This window comes from Shewanella khirikhana (genome assembly GCF_003957745.1).
In the GTDB taxonomy this organism is placed as follows: domain Bacteria; phylum Pseudomonadota; class Gammaproteobacteria; order Enterobacterales; family Shewanellaceae; genus Shewanella; species Shewanella khirikhana.
The window spans coordinates 4,017,303-4,034,210 of sequence record NZ_CP020373.1 but is presented as its reverse complement, the minus strand read 5'-3'; the positions used below and the strand labels follow the sequence as shown (position 1 = coordinate 4,034,210).

Sequence of the window (16,908 nt, the reverse complement as noted above, 5' to 3'; positions counted from 1 at the left end):
GACTCCTGTCATTTTCGCTTGTCCTTTTCCTCTTGCCCTTCTCGCTTTTGCCCTTTATCGGCTCATCGCCTTACTGACGGCGGTCGTTGTAGCTTTGCAAAGAGTGGTGCGCCAGCGCTGCTGTTTGAGCCGCCGCGCGCAAAATTCCTCAATCTAAGCAGATTTGGAGAATTTTCATACTGCCATTGTTGGGCGCTTTCCCCTAGTATTTTCATCATGTGAGGAATTTTAGGGGAAGGCCATGTCCGGCAAGAAAGTGGACGCAGCTATTAAGGCAAACACGGCGTCGACAACTAAGGCCTCGGCCGCAAAAGGCCGACCCAGCGGCGACAGCGATGCCCGCATCAGGTTGATTGATGCGGCGCGGGAAGCCTTTATTGCCCTTGGCTATCAGGGGGTCTCGACCCGGGAAATTGCCCGCCGCGCCGGGGTGGATGCCGCCATGATCCGCTACTACTTCGGCGGCAAACCCGGGCTGTTTGAGCACATGGTGCGCGAAACCCTCTCCCCGGTGCTTGAGCGTTTCAAAGCCTTGTCTCAGCAGGGCGCACCTCAGGATCTGGCATCCCTGATGCAAACCTATTACAGCGCTATCGGTGCTCACCCAGGCCTGCCAAGGCTGATTTTCAGCACTCTGCATGAGGGGCCGCAAAGTGAGTCCTTCCGCCTGCTGATGCTGGTGTTTGGCGACGTGCTTAAGTTGTCGCACCGCTGGCTGATGCAATCTCTGGTGGCCACAGGTGCGCTCAGACCCGATATCGACCCGCAACTGGCGCGCTTAAGCCTGGTCAGCCTGATGGTGTTCCCCATGATAGCGCCCCCGGCGCTGTTTCAGTCGCTGGGGCTGGAGCAGTCACCTCAAGGCCTGCAAAGGCTGGTGTCCCACCATATCAAGGTGCTGAGTCAGGGCATTCTGGTCGCCCCGACTCACACTCAAACTCAAAGCGGAGATGCTCAATGAAATCCCCATTATTTTCTGCACTTGCACTCCTGATGCTGTTTGGTCTTGGCGGCTGCAACGACAACGCCGATGTGATTTACGGCACAGTGGAGCGCGACCGCCTCACTCTCACTGCCCCGGCGTCAGAGCTGATAGCCAGCATCCATGTGAAAGAAGGGGACGAGGTCAAGGCAGGCACCTTGCTGCTGGAGCTCGACAGTCGCGGCGCCGAGGCGCAGGTGGCGCTGGCCAAAGCCAATCTTGCCGGTGCCGATGCGCGCTTAAGCGAGCTCACCCGGGGCGCCCGCGATGAAGAGCTGGCTCAGGCCAAAGCCAGTGTCGATGGCGCCAATGCCAGTGTGACCGAGGCCGAGGCCCAGTTTCAGCGCACCCGCAAGCTGGTGCGGGAGAAAGTGTTAACCCAGGCCGATATGGACAAGGCCATCGCCGCCCGGGACCGTGCGCTGGCGGAGCAAAAACGCGCCTCGGAAGTCCTGAAAGAGCTGATTGCCGGTACCCGCAGTGAACAATTGCTGCAGGCCGAGGCCGCGGTGGAAGCCGCCCGGGCACAGCTGGCGCTGGCCGAAAAGCAGCTTAGCGATCTTAAGCTTTATGCCGCCCGCGACGCCGTGGTGGAACTGCTGCCCTGGCGCGAGGGCGACAGGGTGACTCAGGGCAGCCAGCTTGTTGGCCTGTTGGCCCTGGATGCGCCTTACGTGCGAGCCTATCTGCCTGCCCCCGCCCTCAGCGATCTGCTTCCCGGCTCTGAGGTTGGGGTGCGGGTGGATAACCCGGGCGATGCCAATTCGGGGACGATAATAAAGGCAAAGGTGCGCCGCATTCGCGCAGAGCCCGCTTTTACGCCCTTTTACGCCTTAAACGAGCGCGACCGGGCGCGGCTGATGTACCTCACCGATATCGACCTGCCCGAAGGCAGCACCCTGGCCACCGGCCTTGCGGTAGAAGTGGTCATTGGCGGGAGCCGCAACCATGACTGAGCTTGCCATCGAAACCCACGGCATGAGCAAACGCTTTGGTGAGCTCGCCGCCGTCGATGGGGTGGATTTAGCCATTCCCAAAGGCAGTATTTACGGCTTTCTTGGCCCCAACGGCTGCGGCAAGTCCACCTCAATTCGAATGCTGACCGGCCTTTTGCGGCCAAGCGCCGGCGATATCCGGGTGCTGGGTGAAACCCTGCCCGGCGCCGAGGAGCGCCTGCGCTCGCGCATCGGTTACATGACGCAGAAATTCTCCCTCTACGAGAACCTGACCGTGCTGGAAAACCTGCGCTTCGTGGCGCGTATTTATGGCCTCAAGGGCGCGCGGGCACACACGCGAATCGATGAGCTGCTCAGTCTGTACGCCCTCAGCGGCCGCGAAGGGCAGATGGCGGGCTCCATGAGCGGCGGCCAAAAGCAGCGCCTGGCGCTGGCGGCGGCCACCATTCATCAGCCGGAGCTTTTGTTTCTCGACGAGCCCACCTCGGCGGTGGATCCGGAAAACCGCCGCGAGTTCTGGGAGCGGCTGTTTGACCTCTGCGCCCAGGGCTGCACCATTCTGGTGTCGACCCACTACATGGATGAGGCAGAGCGCTGCCATGGTCTGGCGATTCTCGAGCGCGGTATCAAGCGTGCCGATGGCTCGCCCAAGGCGCTGATGCAGGCCATGGGTGCCCGGGTGGTGGAAGTGGGCGGCGATGAGCTGCGTGCGCTCAAACAGCAACTCGTGGCCAAACCTGAGGTATTGTCGGCGGCGCAGATTGGCAGTCGGCTGCGGGTGTTGGTCAGTAACAGCGTCAGTGACCCTATCGGCTGGCTCGGGGCCGAAACCGGCAATCGCCCCATGGATGAGGTGCGTCCAAGCCTTGAGGATGTGTTTGTAACCTGCACCGGCGAGCGGGCGGGAGGTCAGCATGTGGCTTAGAGTTTTTGCCATTTTAATCAAGGAGCTGCGTCAGCTTTCCCGGGACAGAATGACCTTCGGCATGATAGTGATGATCCCGCTGGTGCAGCTGATGCTGTTTGGCTACGCCATTAACACCGACGCTCGTCATCTGCCCGCCGGCTTGCTGGATTTGAGCGCCACTTCGGAGTCCCGCGCCATGGTGCAGGCGGTGAGCGCGACCCAGGTGGTGGACTTTGTGGCGGTTTATCACTCGGTGCCTGAGGCCGAGGCGGCCATTACCGCCGGCAAGGTGAAGGCGGTGCTGGTGCTGCCCGCCGACTTTGGCGAGCGTCTGGCACGCCATCCCCAGAGTCAGCGCGAGCTTCACGGCAGCGGCAGCTATTTCGCCGCCCCCGTGGGCCAGTGGCTGGTGGATGGCTCAGATACAGTGGTGGCCAGCGCTATCCGGTCGCTGCGCTCTATGCCGCTTGCCGAAGTGCTCGGCAGGCCGGTGACCGACTCTGTGCCAAGCCTCGAGGTGGTCAATTACTTCAACCCCGAGCAGCGCACCGTGGTGAACATAGTGCCTGGGCTCCTGGGGGTGATTCTGACCATGACCATGGTGCTTTTTACCTCGGCCGCCATAGTGCGCGAACGCGAGCAGGGTAATATGGAGTTTTTAATCACCACCCCGGTGCGGCCGCTGGAGCTGATGCTCGGTAAAATTCTGCCCTATGTGCTGGTGGGCTTTATTCAGGTGGGCATTATCCTCGGCGCCGGTCATCTTATCTTTAAGGTGCCGGTGCGCGGTGGGCTCGACTCGTTGGCGCTGGCCGCGATGCTGTTCATTCTCGCCAGTTTGACCCTGGGGCTGGTGATTTCCACCATCGCCCGCACTCAGTTGCAGGCGATGCAGATGACGGTATTTATCCTGCTGCCCTCGATTTTGCTGTCGGGCTTTATGTTCCCCTACGAGGCCATGCCAATTCCGGCGCAGTGGATTGCCGAGGCCTTGCCAGCCACCCACTTTATGCGAATGTCGCGGGCGATTATTTTGCGGGATGCCGAGGTGATGCAGCTTGGTTTCGATGCCCTGTGGCTGATTGGGTTTTCGGTGGTGGGCATTATTATCGCCACGCTGAAATTCAGTAAGCGCTTGGATTGACCTTTGGCGTCAACGGCGACAGACACCAAATTCGCGGGTAAACTGCCTGAGTCTATTGAAAATATTAGGGTAATGGCATGGGCAGATTACTTTGGCTCGGGGTGTTTTTGGCGGTGTTTATCTGGTCGGCGATAGGCCCACTTGACCGCTTCACCTGGTTTTTGGAAGTGGTGCCGGCGCTTATCGGTTTTGCCGTGCTTGCCGCCACCGAGCGGCGTTTCCCGCTTACCGCTCTGGTGTACGGGCTTATCCTGATTCACTGCGTCATTCTGATGGTGGGCGGCCACTACACCTATGCCGAAGTGCCGCTGTTTGACTGGCTGAAAGAGCCCATGGGCTGGGAGCGCAACAACTACGATAAGCTCGGCCACTTCGCCCAGGGCTTTATTCCGGCGATGATTGCCCGCGAACTGGTGCTGCGTTTAGGTGTGATGAAAAAGGGCCATTGGTGCAACTTCTTTGTGGTGTGTTTCTGTTTGGCTTTCAGCGCCTTTTACGAGCTTATTGAGTGGTGGGTAGCGATTGCCACCGGCGAGGGCGCCGAGGCGTTTTTGGGCACCCAGGGTTATGTGTGGGACACCCAGTCCGATATGGGCTTTGCCCTGCTTGGTGCAATAGTGGCACTGCTCACGTTAAGCCGCTGGCACGACCGTCAGCTGGCAAGTCTGGCCGCCAAGGCGTAGTTGCCTCTGGCCTGAAAAACCGCCGCAAGGCGGTTTTTATTGGCGTTTTTTATCTGTATTACAGTGGGTTGCGGGAGTCGGGTCGTTGTCATCGTCATCACCCCCGTCCGGAGTGGCCTTGTTCCTGCGTTGTTCCTGCTTGGCCTCATCCAATTGCTTGAAGGACTCGGTGGGAATGGGGAACAAGGAGATCAGCGGGAAAAACGCCATAAACAGGTAGGCACCCTTGGGCATATTGCGCGCCCAGCGGTACAGCCGCCACATCAGCCAGGGCAATACTGCCAGCATCAATACAACAAAGCCTATCAGCGGCCAATGCGCCATCATGGCTCCTTTTGTGTGATTCATTCCATTGCTCAGAACATAGACATGGAGGCGAGTAGCCGGATTTCAAGCGTTGACTGGCTGTCCGCCTGTCCGGCCGGACAGCAGAAAGTGTCCGCGGGCAGGGTTCGGACAAGTTGTGAAAGTGTCCGCTTTAAGCTGATTTTTAATAAAGTCCATTTAAAACATGATGTTGAAACTTTGGCACAAGAGTTGATTTAGTCATGGTGTCCCACAGTGAAGGACAACCAAATCAACCAAGGAGCAACACCATGAATACAGTAAGCCGTAACGCCAAAGCCCTGTTCGCCGCCATCAGCCTGATCCTGACCGCCCCTGTGGCCCTGGCTGACCAACAACTGCTGGAAGACATCGACAAGAGTATCAGCCAGATGCGTCAGCAAAATCTGACTGAAATCCAAAGCGATATTCGCCTGGAACACAGCCGTGAGCTGGCATTTGATGGCAATGATGTAGAAGTGAACTACCCCACAGTGGAAACTGTGAACACGCTGCTGCAACAGTCTGCCGTTGTTTTTGAGCTGACCGCGAGGGATTAAGAGTGGTGAAAGTGGATACTGCCGCCGGTGCTGTGACTGCGTTATTTGGCCCGGCGGTGACCGTCCCTCATTCAAAGCAAATCGAGTAGGGTCGTGTCAGCAGTTGTCTGATATCGGCGATTGAAAACACCCTCGCCAGTTCGCCAAAACTGTCCCCCTGGAAATACACCCGGATACCGGGCAGTGCAAATACCCCCAGCTGTGCACAAAGTGCCTCTCCACCGGCCTGGCAGTCGACATACGCAAGCTGCATGGCAGGAAATTCCGTCTCAAGCAGCTGAGTGATTCTGGGCTTGAGTGCCTGACATACACCGCAATCCTTCCCGCCAATCAACAGCAACAGTCCCTGATGTTGTTTGAGTGCATCTGCCAGTTGCTGCGGCGTTTCCAGAGTAAGCATGCCAATGTCCTGAAAATTGGGGCGATAGCGCATTTTGCCACAGTTTTCCTGCGCTGGCTGTGGGATGCAAATTGACACTTTTGGCTGCCTGTATCCCTGCGTAGTTGGCGCTACACTGAAAGGCTGACAACGCTTGGTTTTTCCATAGGAGATGCCTGATGAAAAGCACACTTAAATCCATCGCAGTGGTGAGTTTGAGCTTCTTGCTGCTGGCCTGTTCAAGCAATCGCCTCAGCCGCGATGAGTGGGAACTGAAGGTGAATGAGTCCATCAGCCAGTGGCAGCTGCAGAGCGTGAAAAGGGTAACCACTTTCCGACTCGACAGTTGGGCCAGCTTGGGGGAGAAACACCTGATCCTGCGCACCAGCCCGAGCAAGCCGTATTTGGTTGAGCTGGATGCCCGCTGCCCACAGTTGGATTTTGCCAGAGCCTTGATGCTGGATCAGACCATGGCTACCAGCCTGGATGCCGGTTTTGATTCTGTGTTTACTGCGCAGGAGCCGCATATCAAGTGTCGAATTAACACCATCTACCCACTCACCAAAGAGCAGGATAAGGCGCTGCTGGCATTGGATAAGGCGCCCGAGGACGACAAGGCCCAGTAGTTTAGTCGCTTGGGGTTAGCAGCTGACCTGTCGGCAACAGTTTTTTCCTGCGCCCTTGGCCAGATACAGCGCCGAGTCGGCGCAGGAGCACAATACGCTTTCCTGCACCATTGAAGACTTGGGGTCCAGGCTGGCGATGCCCATGCTTGCGGTGAGCTGTACTTCGCCATCGATTATAATGCCAAGCCTTTCAACCGCCCTTCGCACCTCTTCGGCCAGATTCAGTCCGGCCTCGGCGTGGGTATTGCCCAGTACCAGCGCAAATTCATCACCGCCAAAGCGGCAGGCGAGGTCGGTTGGGCGCTTGCACACGGTTTTCAATATCTTGCTGACTTGCTGCAAATAATCGTCGCCCGCCAGATGGCCGAAGTGATCATTGCAGGCCTTGAAATGGTCTAAATCCAGCAATATCAGCGTGAGTGGTGTGTGCTCCCGCTGGCTGCGGCGCCACTCATTGTGCAGAAAACTGTTGAACAGTCGGCGGTTGGCCAGGCCGGTCAGTGGATCATGCATAGACAGGTTGGCGACCTTAAGTTCCAGCAACTTACGCTCGGTGATATTCACATGGGCGATGGCAAAATAGCCTGCTTCCAGGCCGGCGATACTGGTTACCCGCATCATAAACCAGCGTTGAGTGGTGGGGCCGTGGCAAGGGTATTCGAGGTAAAACTGGCCCTGTTCGCCCGTCATTACCCGCCGAATGCCCTCCGCCGCCGTTTGGCTGATGGACTCGGCCGCGCCATCGCAAACCCCCAGATAATTGGTGCCAACCCAGCGGTAATCGGCGGGCATGCCGTTGTCTTTGGCAAACTGATCCCAGGCCAGATTGGTATATTGAATGATGCCCTAGCTGTCTATCACCACCACCTGATCTTCCACCGCATTGAGCAGGGCCTGCAGGCAGGAGGCACTGTCGGCAAAGCTGGCTGGCTCAGGCTGAGCGGCGTCATTCATGGCACTTTCTCCGAATAGCAGTGGCGGCATGCCAGCATCGACGGCACACTGGCATCGACGGCGACCCACCACAGGTCGCCTGGGATGCTTGCCCATGCTTTAGCTAGCATATGGCCGCATAAACTCAGAGCATGACAATCACATCCCTAAGCCAAGTAAAGCACCGCTTGGTCAGTTCGCCAGCGCTTCTGGTCTGATTCTCGGAAATGCGAGTTTGCTGAGGAAACTCCCTTTGTCGATGCGGGTGAATCGCATGAGTCGGAAGCAAGAAAACGGGATCTTTATAGATTAAAATCCAATTGAACCGTCTGTCCTTCGGAGCGCTGCTTTTGTCCTTTAATGATTGGTTGGTATACCCACTGCGATACAGCCTTTAAAGCGTAAGCATCAAAGACACCTTCAGGTATAGATTTTATTACCTGAATATCCTCTGTCTGCCCTGCTTCATTGATATTGAATTTAAGCTGAACAAAACCTTCTATACCATTCAAGGCGGCATGAACTGGATAGTTGGGTGCTACAGCTTTCAACAGCAAATGAGTGTTTTTAATTGGACTGCTATACTCAGCATTAATGCTGTATTGTTCCGAGTAACGTTTAAATACTGTAGCCAACTGCTCATAGTTAGCTTCTTTTTTTGCTACTTGCATTGCATTCAAGTAGTTCCCCTTATTACTGCTAGTTGAGTTTTTAACTGCAACTGTTGCATATTGGTACATGTCTTCCCAACGTCCCAGTGCCATATAACTAGCGGCTATCATTCTATTTGTATACTCATCATTTTGATTGCAAGTAAATTGCATAATTGCCAAGTTCGTCTCTATCTCTTCTTCGTACATGTTTTCTTGGTGATAGCTGTAAATGAGAGCGTTGAAGAGACTATGTTTGTCCATGTAAGAAAGCTCATTTTTGCTTACTAAAGGGGCTAGATAGTCAATGGATTTGGTATATTTACCCTGCTCAAGATAGAGAGTGCCCAACCAGAAATTTATATAATCGGCTTCGCCTTTCTGCTTGGGAGTGATTTTTTCAAGCTCGGCGATTGCTGATTCAAACTCACCCTTTTGGGCAGCCGCTCTAGCCGTATAAAAAGTAGGAAGTTCACTTGTTTTACTGTTGTGTTTTTTAATGTTTTCTAAATAGCAATGCCTAGATTTTTCACGAGCGTAATTCTTGGTGGAAGTGCATCCAGATGAACCTAAAACAACAGTAAAAACTAAAATAAAGTATTTATTCAACAATGTAGTCATTTACAAATCCTTTTGATAGAAACTATTAATCCAATATTCGTATCAAACAGTTATTTAAAAATCGTAATGTCGTTCTGTAAAAAGTGTGCTAGAACCCAACACCAGATATTTCAACAAGAATTATCAGCATGATACCTTTTTGCATGTATATATTCATGTTAATTTGCAAGGAGAATCAATATCAAGGGAAGAACAACTATGATTCGATGGACCAATTTTGCCACTATTGCAGTCTGTGTTTTCGTAAGTAGCTGCGTTTCAACGAAGACCATGCGCGCTTCTCCAAATGCGCTTGGAGACATGAGCGCTAAGTCGGTTGTGCCGATTTTTAGGGCATCGCCAAGCCCTATTACTCTAATAACCGCAGGTAATGCCATTGATTTTTCCCAAGGTAAGCTAGGGTTTCAGAGTGAAAGGGATGTTAGCTCAGAGGCCATGGTCAAAGAGGTTGTTGAGCTTCTGCAGCAGCGAGTGGCGATAGAGATTAACGAGGTGGCTGCGCTCTATCGTGGTGACCTCGAGCTCGAATCTTTGGTAGCGGCCTATTCCCAATATGCCGATTACGGTTTGGATAGCTATTCCATGAGCAAGGTTATTACCTACTATCCTTTTAATTGGCAGTCTTACAAGTTGACCTATACCAGCTTGTTTAGGCTTATTGATCTGAAAAATAACACTATTGTGGCTCAGTATCATTGCACGGCAGAGTCGGCCGACGAAGATGCCATGCGTTATGAGACTTTGACTGATCCTGATTCTAACCAGGTGTCTCGGTTAGAGGTCAAGTTGGCCAGCCAATGTGCCAAAGAGGTGGTGAAGGCGATTTTCTAGGATTTTTAAGGGTGGATAGCATAAAAAAAGCGCCGCAGTGCGGCGCTTTCCCAGGTGCCAAAGCCTTGGATTCTAGTGGATATCAATCCGTTGGCAGCGTTGTTTTTTCTGCTCTGTCTTTGGCAGCAGCAGATATAGCATGCCGTTGTCGAATCGGGCGTTAATGGCAGTTTCGTCAACATTGTCAGGCAACTGGAAGCGGCGGGTAAACTGCCCGTGGAACCGCTCGTTCAGGTGCTGCTTATCGTCGGTGTGCTCGTACTTGCGTTCACCGGACAGAACCAGATAGCCATCTTCTATGGCCAGTTCAATATCGTCTTTGTGGATCTCCGGTAGTTCGACTTTCAGCTGATAGCTCTCGGCGTTTTCACTGATGTCGGTCGCAGGTAACCAGTTGCGTTGGCCTGTTAACATAGGACCAGACCAATGCAGCATGGGCTCAAACCGGCGCAGCATGTCGTCAAAAGCTTCAGCAGGATTCCAAGGACGCAGTTTCATACTCTCCTCCTTACAGGCGTCACTCCTGGCTCGCTTTAACGAAAGGGAGCGTGTGTCTCCCTCTACTCACTATGGTGTCTGTTGCTGATTTTTCAAGCGCGTTGGCGGCCATTTTCAGATGTAGACTGTTACGAAAAATTGCCAATTTAAGGCATTGAAAATCAGCTGTTTTTATCATCCTTCGCAGTCAACTTCAGGCTGGCAAGGCGGGCAATGATCAGCGGAATACCCAATGCCAGACCATTGACCCAGCTTTCCATGGCAACACCCATGCTGAAACCTATGGCAAGGCCTGGCCCTACCGCACTGAAAATGCGGCATATCTTGGCTTTCATGTTGATGTTCTCCGCCCTGGGGCTAATGCAGAGGTGTCGGCCGACCGGGCACTTGGGGTGTCAGACGGCCTTGGCAGTGTGGCCTCAGAGGCGGGCGATTTGTTGCTTCAGCTCATAGCCAGGCTCTGTGACTATGGCTTCCAGGGCGGCGATGCGGGCCTTAAGCTCGGCATTTTCGCGCCTCAGGCTGTCATCTTCGCCACTTTTGCGGGGGCGGCTCTTAAAGTAGCTGATAGCCACCTGGGCGGCGAAAGCAGCAATCATGATCAGGGTAACGGCAGTCAGTTTGTCCATTTTGATGCTCCTTTGGGGCGATGACAGCGCCCCGTGCTGATCCACAGTTGTTCAGTTAGAGACCGAAAACCACTTTCTCGCTTTTCAGTGAGCGTTCCATAAAGAGTGCCAGTCCCAGAGCGATGACCAGGGTGGCGCCCGAGGTTGCCAGCAGCTGTATCAACGGCAGTTCCTTGCCTTTGACGACTTCCATCAGCGCCTGTTGCTGGCCTGCCAGCGGAACCCAGGCCATGATATCCGGCGCAATCTGATAAGTGCTGGCCATCACCAGCATCAGCGGCACAAACAGCACCATGGTGAGATACGACTGGGCTTCCTTGAAGGTCTTGGCCATAAAGGACACCGCCAACTCCAGGCTTGCCGCCAGCAGGGCAATGGGCAGGGCAACCAGTAACATCAGCAGCATAAAGCTGGGGTCTAGGTTGATGGCAAAGCCCAATTCCTGCCAGGGCACCAGGCCGTAGGCCAGCTTGGAGACGATAAGAATCAGCACCACCCCGAGCATGGCGAAGCTGGTGACCGCGAGGATTTTCGACCACACCAGCTCACGGGTGCTGATGGGGTGGCTCAGTAGCAGCGCCAGGCTGTTACGCTCACGCTCACCGGCACTGGTGTCGATGGCTAGGTTCATGCCGGAGATAAATACCGCGTAAATCATGGTGAAAATCGCCAGTCCGAGGATCATGCCGCCCTTGGAGTCGGCGGTGGCCTCATCCTGCACTTCCACCTTCAGTGGCTGAACCACCCTTGGGTCTATACCCCGGGCAATCAGGCGCAGACTGCCCATCTCGGCGCTGTAATATCTCAGCTGCGCTTCCAGGCGGCGAATCGATTTTTGCAGTTTGTCGTCCGAGTTATCGGCCACCAGGGTGACCAGCGCGCCTTCACCACGGGCCATCTGGGCCGGGTATTCCTCGCTGACGATAAGGCGGATTTTCTTGGCCTTGGTGTCATCGTCGCTGTGGCTGATACCCTTGCTTTCGAGGTAATGCACCAGGTCTTTGGCTTTGTCGGCATTGTCGATTTTGATAAACAAATCATCCGGGCTCGACAGTTGATTGATTAGCACCATAAACAGACCGCACATGATCAGTGGTGTGCCAATGGCGTAATAGAGGCCTGCCATTACAGAGCGCTTGTCACGGGCGGCATCCAGCAGCTCCTTGCGCAGCATCGTCAGTATCCGTTTCATGCGGCAATCCCCTCGTCTGTTCCAATCAGTTGAATAAAGGCTTCTTCCAGTGAATCGTGGCCGGTTTGGGCGCACAGCTCGGCGGGGCTGCCTACGGCAACCACCTGACCTCGGGCCATCACAATCACTCGGTCACAGAGGGCTGCCACTTCCTGCATCACATGACTGGAGAACAGCACGCAGTGCCCCTGGGCGCGCAGATCCTTGAGCATGTCACGCAGCACCCGGGTACTCATTACATCCAGCCCGCGGGTAGGTTCATCGAGGATGATATTGCGTGGCTGGTGCACAATGGCCTGCGCCAACGCGGTTTTCATTCGTTGCCCCTGGGAAAAGCCTTTGCAGCGGCGGTCGGCAATCTCATCCATTTTCAGCTGGGTCAGCACCCTGGCGGTGGCCTCTTTGGCGGCGGCGCCATTCATGCCGGACAGTTCGGCAAAAAAGCGGATGTATTCCCTCGGTGTCAGCCGCTCATAAAGGCCAAATGGGTCAGGGAACAGTCCCAGCGCCTGCTTGGCGGCAATGGGGTTATCGGCCACGTTAATGCCGTCGATTTCGGCAAAGCCCTGGTCGGGTTTCAGCAAACCAAACACGGTGCGAAGACAAGTGGTTTTACCGGCGCCATTGGGGCCAAGCAGGCCGGTGATTTCGCCATCGCGGGCTTCAAAGCTTAGGTTGCTGAGCGCCTGCACCTGACCAATCTTTTTATGTAATCCGTTGACTTTAATCATGATGTTCTCCGTTACTCTCCGGCCTTGTCCTGTGCTTTGTCGGCTTGGGTTGGCAGAGGCTCTACCGTGCTGGCGTTGAGGTAGAAGCCACGGCGAATGTCTTTGTTGATGCAGTCGGTGCTGAGCTCTTTCACAGAGCCTTCGCTGACAAATTCGGCCACCACGCTGCCAGCGCAGGACTCGCGGGCAATACCGTGTCCTGAGTAAGGCGCCACCAGGTGCAGCGAGTTGCTCAGGTGCTCTTTTGCCAGTTCGGCCCAGCTGGGTGGGGTGGCGGGGTCAAGCTGACCGGAAAGCAGCAGTACCGGTTTATCGCTGCTGACGCCCTCGGCAAAGTCAGCGGGCACGGCTGGCACCTGCCACACGGCGCAGGCCTTGCTCAGGCCCCTGTACATTTCGCTGCCGTAATAGCTGGCGTCGATATTGGCTTTCATATCGGCATCGATGCGATGCATGTCTTCGCCGCATACCACTGAATTGTGCATGCCGGCGGCCAGATCCAGGCTGCCCACGGTCATGCCATACAGTCCCAGCACAGTTTGATAGTTTTCATTGGCGGCCTGATGAATGGCGTAAGGCAGCAGCGCGCGGGTGGTGGGGGAATACAGCGCCAGACGCACCACGGCGGCAAATTTGCTGCGGGTCAGCAAAAAGCTTTGCAGCTCGCCGGTGAGCGGGTGTTGCACCCGGGTTTCGAAAGGCGTCTGGGCCAGACGCTCATGTACGGTTGCAAGCTCTTGTTTCAGATTGGGAAACTGCTGCTGACACGCTGGGGTATTGCCGCAGTCTTCCAGCATCAGCTCCACAGCGCGGTCGATGGCTTCGCCGATGGCCAATACGCTTCGCTGCATGGGCACAACGCCGTCCAATACTGTGGTGGCGACGCTTTGTGGGTAATGCTTGAGGTACAGCTGCGCCATGCGACTGCCGTAGGATACACCGTAAACGTGCAGTTTTTGGTAGCCCAGCGCCTGACGCACGGCTTCAAAGTCGCCAAGGGCTGTGAGGCTGCCGTATTGGGTGATGTCGGATGTCAGGCTGTCGAGACACTTTTGCGCATCGACAGCTATATCGACGCTTTCATCGTTATAGGCCAGCACATCGATGTTACCTTGCTCGCAGTTCAGCAGATTGGAGCGGCCGGTGCCGCGCTGGTCAATCAGCAGAATGTCGCGGGTTTGGCGAACCTTGTGGAACATGCGCTCGAAGCCGTCGGCATTATCGATTGCCGACTGACCAGGGCCACCGGCAATGGCCAGAAAGGCTTCGTTGGGGAAACTGGGTTTGATGGCCGGCAGCACGGCGTAGTGCACTTCAATCTGCTTGCCATCGGGTTTGGCCGGATTTTCCGGTACTTTGACAAAGCCGCAGCGCACCCGGTCGGAAATCCCGCTCAGGTAACAACTCTTGGGGGTACCATCCAGTTCGTTGTCCAACACATGGGTGTCGACGGCGTAGCTGTTCGCCACCACATGGGGCAGCGCGGTAATGGCCAGCAAGGTGGCGCAGGCAAGCCGGGACAGCTTGAGCACACCTTGACGAAAATTCCTTGCTTTCATAAGACCTTTTTCCTTTTTGAAATCCGGACCGAGTGTGTTAGTTTATAGTGTATCGGTGTATCAATGTATTAATACAGTGATTCAAGGCTAATGTTAGAACTTCTTCATGTCAACCCCTCCAGCGGCGATCCTATTTATCGTCAGCTGCACGAGCAGATAGTCAGGCTCATCGTCTCTGGCCAATTGGCCGAAGAGGATGTGCTGCCGTCTGTGCGCCAGATTGCTGAAACTCTGGCGGTGAACCCGATGACGGTCTCCCGCGCCATTCAGCAACTGGTGGATCAGGGCTATCTGGAGCGTCGTCGTGGTCAGGCAACCCGGGTTGCTCCCCGAGGCGGCGCGCAGCCCACCTCCAGCGCCGAACTGCTTGGCCCCAAACTCAAAGAAATCATCAATGAGGCGCGGCAGCTGGGTATGACACACCAAGAACTTGAAACCCTGCTTAAAGACATGTGGCAATGAGGCCCTGACGACCATGGATATGATGAAAGAAGGACCCTTGTTAGAGGTTCGCGGACTGAAAAAGCGCTTTGACACCAAGCTGGCGCTGGATGGCATCGACCTGACCCTGGAACCTGGCATGGTGATGGGGTTGCTGGGTGAAAACGGTGCCGGCAAGTCGACCCTGATGCGCGCCATCCTGGGGTTGGTGGCCGCCGATGAGGGCGAAGTGGTCACCCTGGGTGTGTCTGCCTCTCAGCTGGGCCCAAATCAAAAGGTGCGCATCGGCTATGTGCCGCAGCAGCACTTCGGTTACGAGGGATTCAGCGTTGCGCGGGCGCTTGAGCTGCATGCCAGCTTCTACCCTGAGTGGGATAAGCAACTGGAGCAAAACTGGCTCGCGCGCTTTGGTCTGGATGCCAATGCGCAGGTAAATCGCTTGAGTGTCGGTCAGCGCCAGTCGCTGTCCATCATCATGGCCATGGCTTACCGTCCCAGTCTGCTTATTCTCGACGAACCCGTTGCCAGCCTCGACCCATCGGCCAGACGCCGCTTTATGGGCGACCTGTTTGAGCTGGCGCTGGAGTCGGGTTCTGCGGTGCTGTTTTCCTCCCACATTACTTCGGATCTGGAGCGGGTTGCCAGCCATGTGGCGCTGCTCAAAGATGGCAAGCTGTTGATCAATGATGAATTGGATGCGGTGCGGGAGTCGCTGCGATTGCTGACGGTATCTGCCGATGCGCAGTTGCCAGAGGGGTTGAAACTGCTCGGTAAAAACGGCAACAAGTTGTTGGTGCAAGGCTATGCACAGCAGAGCTTCCCGGGGCTTATCAAGGCGGAAAAACTGAATCTGGAACAGCTATTTATGGAGCTGCACCCATGAATGCCTTAAGGGGATTCTGGCCCCTGTGGTGCCGTGACCTTGGCAGCGCCACCTTTATCAGCATGGCGGTTATTTTTATGCTGGTTTTTGTTCCGGTGACGCTGCTGCTGGAGCGCCCGGATGAAGCCGGATTTATGCTGGCATTTGCCATCAATGGCCTGTGCGCTGCTATCGCCTGGCAGCGCAACCGACTGCATGCGGCCGAATGGACCTTGGTGAATCCGGGCTTTGTGGCCATGGTGCGCAGCCATGTGCGGGTGCTGCTGGGCGTGGCAGTTAGTATCTCGTTGCTGGCCTGGCTTGCGCTGAATATTCCCCTTGGCTATGGCGGTCTGTCGTTGCTGCTCGGTGCATTGTTTGTGTATTTATGTATGCAGCGCCCCGGCAGTTTCTATCTGTCGATGATTGTATTTTTTTCACTTATGCTGATCCAGCCATTGTTGGATGCCTTGCCTCAGCTTAATGCCGTGTCCTTGCCTGTGGCTGTGCTGGTGTGGCTGTGGCTTGACCGTCGACTCTGGGGCAGTATCTGGCAAAAAGATGCCTTAAGCCTTTACTGCAATGGCATGACTACCGGCGGTTTATTCCTGCCAAGTTGGCGTTGGCTCGGTTTTACCAGCAGGTTGGATTCACGGCTGTTCCCCTTAAGTTATTTCGGTGGTCCCGCTGTTAATGCACTGTTGGTGTTGATGCCGCTGTTGGTGCTTATCGTGAGCCTACTGCTTAAATTCAAAGGGGAAGAGTTTAGTTTTCTTCATCTGTGGGTGCAGTTCAGTGTGATGATGAGTGCCATGATCCACTGGACCCGCGCCATGCGCTGGCGCTCGACCGAGGCGCTGCTGATGCTGCCAGTCTTTGCCGGTTGGCAGGATTTCTGTGGCAGCTTCTACCGGGCGCAGCTGAGGTTTCTGCTGCTAACCGGCCTGTCGATAACGCTCAGCAGCTTTATCAGTGTCACTCTGTTTGATTTACCACTGTGGATCTGGCCGCTGGCGGTGCTCGCAACCCTGTGGGGCTCGGCGGTATGCCTGGCCCTGGGGGTATTTTGTAAGACCAGCCTGCACACCACAGCACTGATGCTGGTGATGATTTTCCCCCTGGTCACAGTGGATGTGGCGGTGCGCATGAGCGAAAAGGGCCCGCTGGACCCACTGCCGTGGCTCGCCATCAATGGGGCCCTGGTGCCGTTGGCATTGCTGCTGATGTACCTCACCCGCACGTGTCTGCCCCGTAACTGATAGCGTTGATTTAGTAACAATAATCGACAGCCCCATGACAGCCAATGCGGCTTGTTTCGGGGCTTGTATCTGTGTGATTCATCGACCCTGTACCAGGCTCGGCGACGAATGTTGGCCGCGATACAGGTCGCTTTTTCGACA

General features: G+C 55.3%; 21 protein-coding genes. 11 read left to right on the top strand and 10 right to left on the bottom strand.

Features of this window, described 5'->3' with window-relative positions; genetic code table 11:
- Positions 1-241 precede the first annotated feature (241 nt).
- The 5 genes from STH12_RS17715 (at position 242) to STH12_RS17695 (ending at position 4,672) form a co-directional block, all read left to right on the top strand.
- Positions 242-961 carry a TetR/AcrR family transcriptional regulator gene (locus tag STH12_RS17715; protein WP_126168780.1) on the top strand — a complete coding sequence of 240 codons (720 nt, stop codon included), beginning with the start codon at positions 242-244 and terminating at the stop codon, positions 959-961.
- Entirely contained in the window at positions 958-1,938 is a 981-nt protein-coding gene (locus STH12_RS17710; protein ID WP_126168779.1) for an HlyD family secretion protein, read from the top strand. The genes STH12_RS17715 and STH12_RS17710 overlap by 4 nt, the downstream gene beginning before the upstream one ends.
- Positions 1,931-2,863 (top strand): ABC transporter ATP-binding protein, encoded by a 933-nt coding sequence (locus STH12_RS17705; RefSeq protein ID WP_126168778.1) that lies wholly within the window; start codon positions 1,931-1,933, stop codon positions 2,861-2,863. Before STH12_RS17710 ends, STH12_RS17705 begins: the two co-directional genes overlap by 8 nt.
- On the top strand, positions 2,853-3,989 hold the full coding sequence (locus tag STH12_RS17700; protein WP_126168777.1) for an ABC transporter permease: 1,137 nt from the start codon (positions 2,853-2,855) through the stop codon (positions 3,987-3,989). The genes STH12_RS17705 and STH12_RS17700 overlap by 11 nt, the downstream gene beginning before the upstream one ends.
- Before the next feature lie 77 nt (positions 3,990-4,066).
- The gene (locus STH12_RS17695; RefSeq protein ID WP_126168776.1) at positions 4,067-4,672 is read left to right on the top strand and encodes a DUF2238 domain-containing protein; all 606 of its coding nucleotides are present in this window, start codon (positions 4,067-4,069) and stop codon (positions 4,670-4,672) included.
- A 36-nt stretch (positions 4,673-4,708) separates the two neighbouring features.
- Here STH12_RS17695 and STH12_RS21680 read toward each other — a convergent pair whose 3' ends face one another.
- On the bottom strand, positions 4,709-5,020 hold the full coding sequence (locus STH12_RS21680) for a hypothetical protein (protein ID WP_237158660.1): 312 nt from the start codon (positions 5,018-5,020) through the stop codon (positions 4,709-4,711).
- A 248-nt stretch (positions 5,021-5,268) separates the two neighbouring features.
- Here STH12_RS21680 and STH12_RS17685 point away from each other — a divergent pair, with 248 nt between their 5' ends.
- Complete coding sequence (locus tag STH12_RS17685) at positions 5,269-5,556, top strand: hypothetical protein (RefSeq protein ID WP_126168775.1); 288 nt, start codon at positions 5,269-5,271, stop codon at positions 5,554-5,556.
- Between the two features lie 67 nt (positions 5,557-5,623).
- On the opposite strand, the gene STH12_RS17680 is transcribed toward STH12_RS17685, so the two are convergent.
- A complete protein-coding gene (locus STH12_RS17680) occupies positions 5,624-6,034 on the bottom strand; it encodes a thioredoxin family protein (RefSeq protein ID WP_237158659.1) in 411 nt (136 codons plus the stop codon).
- An 80-nt stretch (positions 6,035-6,114) separates the two neighbouring features.
- On the opposite strand from STH12_RS17680, the gene STH12_RS17675 reads away from it, so the two are divergent.
- A complete protein-coding gene (locus tag STH12_RS17675) occupies positions 6,115-6,561 on the top strand; it encodes a DUF6491 family protein (RefSeq protein WP_126168774.1) in 447 nt (148 codons plus the stop codon).
- A gap of 15 nt (positions 6,562-6,576) precedes the next feature.
- Here the strand turns inward: STH12_RS17675 and STH12_RS17670 are convergent, their stop codons facing one another.
- Both STH12_RS17670 and STH12_RS17665 read right to left on the bottom strand, forming a co-directional pair.
- Positions 6,577-7,353, bottom strand: a complete 777-nt coding sequence (locus tag STH12_RS17670; protein ID WP_237158658.1) for a GGDEF domain-containing protein — start codon at positions 7,351-7,353, stop codon at positions 6,577-6,579.
- Between the two features lie 443 nt (positions 7,354-7,796).
- The gene (locus STH12_RS17665) at positions 7,797-8,765 is read right to left on the bottom strand and encodes an energy transducer TonB (RefSeq protein ID WP_126168773.1); all 969 of its coding nucleotides are present in this window, start codon (positions 8,763-8,765) and stop codon (positions 7,797-7,799) included.
- Positions 8,766-8,963: 198 nt separating this feature from the next.
- On the opposite strand from STH12_RS17665, the gene STH12_RS17660 reads away from it, so the two are divergent.
- The gene (locus STH12_RS17660) at positions 8,964-9,596 is read left to right on the top strand and encodes a hypothetical protein (RefSeq protein ID WP_126168772.1); all 633 of its coding nucleotides are present in this window, start codon (positions 8,964-8,966) and stop codon (positions 9,594-9,596) included.
- Between the two features lie 72 nt (positions 9,597-9,668).
- Here the strand turns inward: STH12_RS17660 and STH12_RS17655 are convergent, their stop codons facing one another.
- From STH12_RS17655 to STH12_RS17635, 6 genes are all read right to left on the bottom strand, one after another.
- Complete coding sequence (locus STH12_RS17655; protein ID WP_126168771.1) at positions 9,669-10,094, bottom strand: Hsp20/alpha crystallin family protein; 426 nt, start codon at positions 10,092-10,094, stop codon at positions 9,669-9,671.
- A gap of 161 nt (positions 10,095-10,255) precedes the next feature.
- The gene (locus STH12_RS21465; protein WP_164551247.1) at positions 10,256-10,429 is read right to left on the bottom strand and encodes a hypothetical protein; all 174 of its coding nucleotides are present in this window, start codon (positions 10,427-10,429) and stop codon (positions 10,256-10,258) included.
- A gap of 84 nt (positions 10,430-10,513) precedes the next feature.
- The gene (locus STH12_RS17650) at positions 10,514-10,723 is read right to left on the bottom strand and encodes a coiled-coil domain-containing protein (protein WP_126168770.1); all 210 of its coding nucleotides are present in this window, start codon (positions 10,721-10,723) and stop codon (positions 10,514-10,516) included.
- 55 nt (positions 10,724-10,778) lie between these two features.
- Entirely contained in the window at positions 10,779-11,915 is a 1,137-nt protein-coding gene (locus STH12_RS17645) for an ABC transporter permease (RefSeq protein ID WP_126168769.1), read from the bottom strand.
- Positions 11,912-12,646: an ABC transporter ATP-binding protein gene (locus tag STH12_RS17640; protein WP_126168768.1), complete on the bottom strand. Its 735-nt coding sequence runs from the start codon at positions 12,644-12,646 to the stop codon at positions 11,912-11,914. Before STH12_RS17640 ends, STH12_RS17645 begins: the two co-directional genes overlap by 4 nt.
- A gap of 11 nt (positions 12,647-12,657) precedes the next feature.
- A complete protein-coding gene (locus STH12_RS17635; protein ID WP_126168767.1) occupies positions 12,658-14,205 on the bottom strand; it encodes an alpha/beta hydrolase in 1,548 nt (515 codons plus the stop codon).
- A gap of 90 nt (positions 14,206-14,295) precedes the next feature.
- On the opposite strand from STH12_RS17635, the gene STH12_RS17630 reads away from it, so the two are divergent.
- From STH12_RS17630 to STH12_RS17620, 3 genes are read left to right on the top strand one after another with little or no spacing between them, the layout of a single operon-like run.
- Complete coding sequence (locus STH12_RS17630) at positions 14,296-14,667, top strand: GntR family transcriptional regulator (RefSeq protein WP_126168766.1); 372 nt, start codon at positions 14,296-14,298, stop codon at positions 14,665-14,667.
- A 19-nt stretch (positions 14,668-14,686) separates the two neighbouring features.
- Entirely contained in the window at positions 14,687-15,529 is an 843-nt protein-coding gene (locus STH12_RS17625; RefSeq protein ID WP_237158657.1) for an ABC transporter ATP-binding protein, read from the top strand.
- Positions 15,526-16,767 (top strand): hypothetical protein, encoded by a 1,242-nt coding sequence (locus STH12_RS17620; RefSeq protein WP_126168764.1) that lies wholly within the window; start codon positions 15,526-15,528, stop codon positions 16,765-16,767. The genes STH12_RS17625 and STH12_RS17620 overlap by 4 nt, the downstream gene beginning before the upstream one ends.
- Positions 16,768-16,908: the final 141 nt, after the last annotated feature.

Excerpts from the sequence above, each read along its gene's own strand:
- STH12_RS17715 (WP_126168780.1), top strand. The coding sequence starts at position 242 with ATGTCCGGCAAGAAAGTGGACGCAGCTATTAAGGCAAACACGGCGTCG.
- STH12_RS17710 (WP_126168779.1), top strand. The coding sequence starts at position 958 with ATGAAATCCCCATTATTTTCTGCACTTGCACTCCTGATGCTGTTTGGT.
- STH12_RS17705 (WP_126168778.1), top strand. The coding sequence starts at position 1,931 with ATGACTGAGCTTGCCATCGAAACCCACGGCATGAGCAAACGCTTTGGT.
- STH12_RS17700 (WP_126168777.1), top strand. The coding sequence starts at position 2,853 with ATGTGGCTTAGAGTTTTTGCCATTTTAATCAAGGAGCTGCGTCAGCTT.
- STH12_RS17695 (WP_126168776.1), top strand. The coding sequence starts at position 4,067 with ATGGGCAGATTACTTTGGCTCGGGGTGTTTTTGGCGGTGTTTATCTGG.
- STH12_RS21680 (WP_237158660.1), bottom strand. The coding sequence starts at position 5,020 with ATGAATCACACAAAAGGAGCCATGATGGCGCATTGGCCGCTGATAGGC.
- STH12_RS17685 (WP_126168775.1), top strand. The coding sequence starts at position 5,269 with ATGAATACAGTAAGCCGTAACGCCAAAGCCCTGTTCGCCGCCATCAGC.
- STH12_RS17675 (WP_126168774.1), top strand. The coding sequence starts at position 6,115 with ATGAAAAGCACACTTAAATCCATCGCAGTGGTGAGTTTGAGCTTCTTG.
- STH12_RS17670 (WP_237158658.1), bottom strand. The coding sequence starts at position 7,353 with ATGCCCGCCGATTACCGCTGGGTTGGCACCAATTATCTGGGGGTTTGC.
- STH12_RS17665 (WP_126168773.1), bottom strand. The coding sequence starts at position 8,765 with ATGACTACATTGTTGAATAAATACTTTATTTTAGTTTTTACTGTTGTT.
- STH12_RS17660 (WP_126168772.1), top strand. The coding sequence starts at position 8,964 with ATGATTCGATGGACCAATTTTGCCACTATTGCAGTCTGTGTTTTCGTA.
- STH12_RS17655 (WP_126168771.1), bottom strand. The coding sequence starts at position 10,094 with ATGAAACTGCGTCCTTGGAATCCTGCTGAAGCTTTTGACGACATGCTG.
- STH12_RS21465 (WP_164551247.1), bottom strand. The coding sequence starts at position 10,429 with ATGAAAGCCAAGATATGCCGCATTTTCAGTGCGGTAGGGCCAGGCCTT.
- STH12_RS17650 (WP_126168770.1), bottom strand. The coding sequence starts at position 10,723 with ATGGACAAACTGACTGCCGTTACCCTGATCATGATTGCTGCTTTCGCC.
- STH12_RS17645 (WP_126168769.1), bottom strand. The coding sequence starts at position 11,915 with ATGAAACGGATACTGACGATGCTGCGCAAGGAGCTGCTGGATGCCGCC.
- STH12_RS17640 (WP_126168768.1), bottom strand. The coding sequence starts at position 12,646 with ATGATTAAAGTCAACGGATTACATAAAAAGATTGGTCAGGTGCAGGCG.
- STH12_RS17635 (WP_126168767.1), bottom strand. The coding sequence starts at position 14,205 with ATGAAAGCAAGGAATTTTCGTCAAGGTGTGCTCAAGCTGTCCCGGCTT.
- STH12_RS17630 (WP_126168766.1), top strand. The coding sequence starts at position 14,296 with ATGTTAGAACTTCTTCATGTCAACCCCTCCAGCGGCGATCCTATTTAT.
- STH12_RS17625 (WP_237158657.1), top strand. The coding sequence starts at position 14,687 with ATGATGAAAGAAGGACCCTTGTTAGAGGTTCGCGGACTGAAAAAGCGC.
- STH12_RS17620 (WP_126168764.1), top strand. The coding sequence starts at position 15,526 with ATGAATGCCTTAAGGGGATTCTGGCCCCTGTGGTGCCGTGACCTTGGC.